The following is a 4,267-nucleotide window of genomic DNA, read 5'->3' on the forward strand; positions in this document are numbered from 1 at the left end:
CCATGCCGGCTTTCCAGCCGGCGCGGGGTCGTCGCTCCAAACGCGCTACCGCGCGTGCCTCCGGCGGTTAAAGGAAGGGAAAGGCAGAAACACACTTCCCAAACCGCCGGAGCGGTGCAGGAAAAGCAAGATGCCTTTTCCCTTCCCTCTCTTCCCCTGAATGCAAAAATGCACCAGAAAAGAAAAAGACAAGTTATTCCAAAATGATATAATAAAACCGCTGGCGTGCAAAATTGCTTAAATTGTTGTCTTTTTGCACAGTAAGGGGTATATTTCAAAAAAAATCACTTGGTTATAAAGATTGTGATGGAAAGAATAAGAAGGATATTTTTTTGTTTTCTGAGCCGCCGCTGCAAGATTCCTTCTCTAAAAATGGGAAGGGTAAAAAAAAAATCAAAAAATATAAATGGTTAGTTAAATAGTAATGATTTTTATTAGTAATTTTTTATGGCACGCTTTTTGCATTGTGAAAGAGTATGTGAAAATTTTCGTGCTGACCGTGAGCCGGGCACGGGAATTTGCTGGTGAAACAGCATGTGGACATGGCCAGCCCCGCGTGGGCAACAGAAACCTTAAACAGGGAGATCACCATGAAGCGTTTGATATGCGGGCTTGCTGCCCTCGCCCTCCTGCTTTCCGTGAGTACCGGCAACGCCGCCGAGTACAAGAAAATGACCATCCGCGCCGCCACGGCCAATCCGCTGGGCAGCCTCCATGTGACGGCACTGGAGGAGTTCAAGCGGATCATAGAGACGGAATCCAACGGCGCCATCACGGTGCAGACCTTCTACGGCGGCTCACTGGGTGACGAACAGGCCAACGTGAAGCAGTGCCGCGATGACGAACTCAACGTCACAGTCGTCGCCAACGGCAACGTCACTCCCTTCGCGCCTTCCGCCGGCGCGGTCTATCTGCCCTACCTCTTCCCCAAGATGGAAGACGCCAAGAAGCTGTTCAACAATAAGGAATTCACTGATAAGCTGGCGGATTCCATGGTGAAGGAAAGCCGCACCCGTCCTCTGGCCTGGCTCATCGGCGGCTATCGCCACATCACCAACTCCAAGCATCCCATCACCAACATCAACGAACTCAAGGGCCTCAAGATCCGCGTCCCCGCTGTGGAACTTCAGCTTGCCGCCTTCCGCGCCTGGGGTGTCGAACCGCATCCTCTGGCCTGGACCGAGACCTTCAACGGCCTGCAGCAGGGCGTCATCGACGGTCAGGAAAATCCTCATTCCATCAACCGCGACCAGAAGTTCTGGGAAGTCCAGAAGTACATCACCGAGAGCCATTATCTGCTCTGGGTCGGACCCATCCTCGTGAGCGAAAAGTGGTACCGCAAGCTTGACGATCAGACCAAGGCGCTCCTGAACAAGGCTGCGAAGCAGGCTCAGGCCGTGGAATGGGCCTGGTCTGACGAGCAGGACGCCATCGCTCTGAAGGACTGCCTCGATCACGGCATGGTCTTCAACCAGCTTACCGACGAACCCGTGTGGATGGAAGCCGCCCGCTCCGTCTGGCCCAAGTTCTACGACAAGGTCGGCGGCAAGGCTCTTGTGGATGAGGCTGTTGCCATCATAAACGCCAACTAAGATTCAGGCGGTGTGCCCCGCCCGCCTGCGGGGCGGGGCATCCTGCGGAGTTCCGGCCTGTCCGGGACTCCGCAGACGCCGTGTGCGCGTCCAAAGCCTCCTCTTTCTGCCGTTCATCTCAGACTTGAGAGAGAGTCATGGGTATTCTGAAAAAAATATACGACTACTTTGAAGAAGGCATGTGCTGCATCATGCTGAGCACGATGATCCTGTGTCTTTCGGCACAGGTTCTCGCCCGCATGATGGTGGGCACGTCCATCGCCTGGACGGAAGAGCTTTCGCGCTACACGTTCCTCTGGTCCGTGTATCTGGGCGCGGCTCTTGCGGCCAAGCGCGGGGCACATGTGCGCGTGACGGCGCAGTTTCTCTGGATGAAGGACAACCTGCGCATGTTTTTCCGTGTGCTTGCCGATGCGCTGTGGGTGTGTGCGCTTCTGTTCATCGCGTTCAACTGCCTTCCCGTCCTGGAGGAAGGCTTTGAATTTCCGGAAATCTCTCCCACCATGCACTTTGCGAAGGTGTGGGTGGAATGCATCATCCCGCTCAGCTTTGTGATGGTCGCCTGGCGCGTGGTCGCCGATTACTTCATCCGCTGGAAAAACGGCACGCTGAACAGGCTGGTGCGCTTTGAGGAGGATCTCTGATGAGCACAATGGAAATAGCGCTTGTGACGCTGGGCGTCATGCTCATTCTGGGCATGCCGATCTTCATGTCCCTGGTCATCGCCTCCTCTGCGGCGCTGCTGTTCGGCGACAGCATGCTTCCCCTGTCCGTTATCCACAACTCGCTTTTTGAAGGCATCAATATTTTCACGCTGCTGGCCATCCCATGTTTCGTTGTGGCCGGGGCGCTCATGGAATACGGCAATATAACGCACCAGATTATCGGAGTCGCCAAGATGCTTGTCGGCCGTATGTATGGCGGGCTGGGCATCACGACGATTCTGGCCTGCACGTTCTTTGCCGCCATTTCCGGTTCCGGCCCGGGAACCGTGGCTGCCGTCGGCACCATCATGGTCCCCGCCATGGTCCGCAGCGGCTATTCCAAGGATTACGCCGCAGCCGCGGCTTCCTCCGGCGGCACCATCGGCATCATGATTCCGCCGTCGAACCCCATGATCATTTATGCCATTCTGGGCAACCTGTCGGTCACGGCCATGTTCACCGCCGGTTTTCTCCCCGGTGCGCTGGTGGCCGTGTCCATGATGTCCACGGCCTACCTCATCGCCCGGCGCAAGGGCTTCAAGGGGGACGAGGACACGCCCGCCTTCAACCTGAAGCTGTTCTGCCGTACCTGCGGTAAGAGCTTCTTCGCCCTGATGACGCCCGTCATCATCCTGGGTTCCATCTATTCGGGCTACGCCACGCCGGTGGAGGCTTCGGTTGTCGCCATCATGTATTCGCTCTTCGTGGGCTTCGTGGTGAACCGTTCCCTTCGCCCCAGGCATATCTACCTCGCACTTCTTGAAGGCGTCATGACCTGCGGCTCGGTGCTCATCATCGTGGGGGCCTCCACGCTCTTCGGCAAGATCCTCACCTATGAACAGGCACCCCAGAAGCTCACGCAGCTCATCTTCGACTTTACGAACAATCCCACCGTGGTTCTGCTGCTCATCATCGTCGTGCTGTATATTCTCGGTATGTTCATGGAGACGCTTTCCACGCTTATCATTCTGGTTCCCGTGCTGCTGCCCGTCATCGTGCAGCTCGGCATCGACCCCATCCACTTCGGCATCATTCTGGTACTCACCAACGAAACGGCGCTGCTGACGCCGCCTCTGGGGGTGAATATCTTCGTGTCATCGCGAATAGCGGGTATCTCCGTGGAGCGCAACGCCGTGGCGGTTCTCCCCTATGTGGGAACGCTCACGCTGTGCGTATTGTGCATCACGATGTTCCCGGCCATTGCAACCTGGCTGCCCAGAGTACTGGGCTACGGACTTTAGCCTCCGACCCCGGCTCAGACCGATGGCGCGCCCGGCATGACTTGTGCCGGGCGCGTTTTCCCTTTTTGGGGGGAGGGAGGAAAGGCAGGAAAAGCAGGAAAGGGCATCTTGCTTTTCCTGCCGGAAAAGCGCGAAGAGTGCCGAACTTCCAGTTCGGCGAAAGGCACCCTTCGGCCACGTCCCTAACCGCCGGAGCGGGGTAGTCGGGATCGCGCCTCGTGCAGCTTCGCTGCTCTCGGCCGCGCTCCGCGTGTCCTTACTTCCGCTCCTCGCCCGCCTCCATGCCGGCTTTCCAGCCGGCGCGGGGTCGTCGCTCCAAACGCGCTACCGCGCGTGCCTCCGGCGGTTAAAGGAAGGGAAAGGCAAGTTAACAAACGCCTTCTTTAGCTGCCGGACGGCGCGAGCTGTAGCGAGCAGATAGCGCAGGCGGCGTGTTCGTCAGGCTCCGCCTGCGAACATGGTCACGCCGCCGGAGCGGGGAAAATCTCGTCGCTCCAAACGCGCTGCCGCGCGTGCCTTTTCCCCGCTCGCTGGCCGCAAGGAGGCACAACGGGCGAAGCCCGATTGTGCGCGGCCTGCTCGCTATCAGCGGCGCACGCGCCGCGCCTCCGGCGGTCTAAGGAAGGGGGGCTTCCTTCAATCCTGCGCTATTCACGAGACACTGACTTTTATAATGACAAATGTTTGAGATTATGCTATCCTTCAAAAAAAAACGGAGGGTACCGAGATG

Annotated in this window: 4 protein-coding genes; all 4 read left to right on the forward strand. The window is 57.5% G+C overall.

Features of this window, described 5'->3' with window-relative positions; genetic code table 11:
- Positions 1-207: hypothetical protein (locus tag Q0Z94_RS11145; RefSeq protein WP_298069722.1), on the forward strand; the 207-nt coding region annotated here is incomplete at its 5' end.
- Between the two features lie 383 nt (positions 208-590).
- Entirely contained in the window at positions 591-1,592 is a 1,002-nt protein-coding gene (locus Q0Z94_RS11150; protein ID WP_298069724.1) for a TRAP transporter substrate-binding protein, read from the forward strand.
- 137 nt (positions 1,593-1,729) lie between these two features.
- Positions 1,730-2,236 (forward strand): TRAP transporter small permease subunit, encoded by a 507-nt coding sequence (locus Q0Z94_RS11155; RefSeq protein WP_298069726.1) that lies wholly within the window; start codon positions 1,730-1,732, stop codon positions 2,234-2,236.
- The gene (locus Q0Z94_RS11160; protein ID WP_298069728.1) at positions 2,236-3,537 is read left to right on the forward strand and encodes a TRAP transporter large permease; all 1,302 of its coding nucleotides are present in this window, start codon (positions 2,236-2,238) and stop codon (positions 3,535-3,537) included. The genes Q0Z94_RS11155 and Q0Z94_RS11160 overlap by 1 nt, the downstream gene beginning before the upstream one ends.
- Positions 3,538-4,267: the final 730 nt, after the last annotated feature.

It is taken from the genome of uncultured Mailhella sp. (assembly GCF_947631555.1).
Classification (GTDB): domain Bacteria; phylum Desulfobacterota; class Desulfovibrionia; order Desulfovibrionales; family Desulfovibrionaceae; genus Mailhella.

What these genes read in the sequence shown, in the direction of transcription:
- Q0Z94_RS11150 (WP_298069724.1), top strand. Translation starts at nt 591, where the DNA reads ATGAAGCGTTTGATATGCGGGCTTGCTGCCCTCGCCCTCCTGCTTTCC.
- Q0Z94_RS11155 (WP_298069726.1), top strand. Translation starts at nt 1,730, where the DNA reads ATGGGTATTCTGAAAAAAATATACGACTACTTTGAAGAAGGCATGTGC.
- Q0Z94_RS11160 (WP_298069728.1), top strand. Translation starts at nt 2,236, where the DNA reads ATGAGCACAATGGAAATAGCGCTTGTGACGCTGGGCGTCATGCTCATT.